Source organism: Streptomyces himastatinicus ATCC 53653, from assembly GCF_000158915.1.
GTDB lineage: Bacteria > Actinomycetota > Actinomycetes > Streptomycetales > Streptomycetaceae > Streptomyces > Streptomyces himastatinicus.
In genome coordinates, this window is the sequence record NZ_GG657754.1 from 6,786,667 (window position 1) to 6,787,529 (window position 863).

1 protein-coding gene is annotated in these 863 nt (G+C 71.3%); it reads left to right on the forward strand.

Annotated elements, in window-relative coordinates:
- A partial coding sequence (locus tag SSOG_RS46955; RefSeq protein WP_167542518.1) for an acyl carrier protein occupies nt 1-863 on the forward strand: 863 nt, incomplete at both ends.

Here is an 863-nt window from a genome sequence, read left to right on the forward strand (position 1 = left end):
CGCTGCTGGACCTGGTGCGTACGCACGTCGCGGCGGTGCTGGGGCACGACGGTGCCGAGGCCGTCGAGGCGGGGCGTGCGTTCAAGGAGCTGGGCTTCGACTCGCTCGCCGCCGTCGAACTCCGTAACCGGCTCGGCGCCGCGACCGATCTGCGGCTGCCCGCCACGCTCATTTACGACTACCCGTCGGCGGCGGCCCTGGCCGAGCATCTGCACACGGAGCTGATCGGTACTCAGACCGTCACCGTGCAGGGCGGCGATGTCGCCGTGGCCGTCGATGATGATCCGATCGCGATCGTGGCGATGAGCTGCCGTTTCCCGGGTGGGGTGCGGACGCCGGAGGAGCTGTGGCAGCTGCTGACGGCGGGCGGGGACGCGATCGCGGAGTTCCCGGCGGACCGTGGCTGGGACCTGGCGGGGCTGTACGACCCGGATCCGGATCGTCAGGGCACCTCGTACACCCGCGAGGGCGGTTTCCTTTACGACGTCGCCGAGTTCGACGCCTCGTTCTTCGGGATTTCGCCTCGTGAGGCGCTGGCCATGGATCCGCAGCAGCGGTTGCTGCTGGAGACGTCGTGGGAGGCGTTCGAGCGCGCGGGCATCGACCCGGTGGCGCTGCGCGGCAGCCGCACCGGCGTCTTCGCGGGGACCAACGGGCAGGACTACGCCGGGCTCGTCTCCACCCCGCCCGAGGGGCTCGAAGGCCACCTGGGTACGGGCAACGCGGCGAGCGTGGTGTCCGGGCGGATCTCGTACACGTTCGGGCTCGAGGGCCCGGCGGTCACGGTGGACACGGCCTGCTCGTCGTCGCTGGTCGCCCTGCACATGGCCGTGCAGGCGCTGCGGAGCGGTGAGTGCTCGATG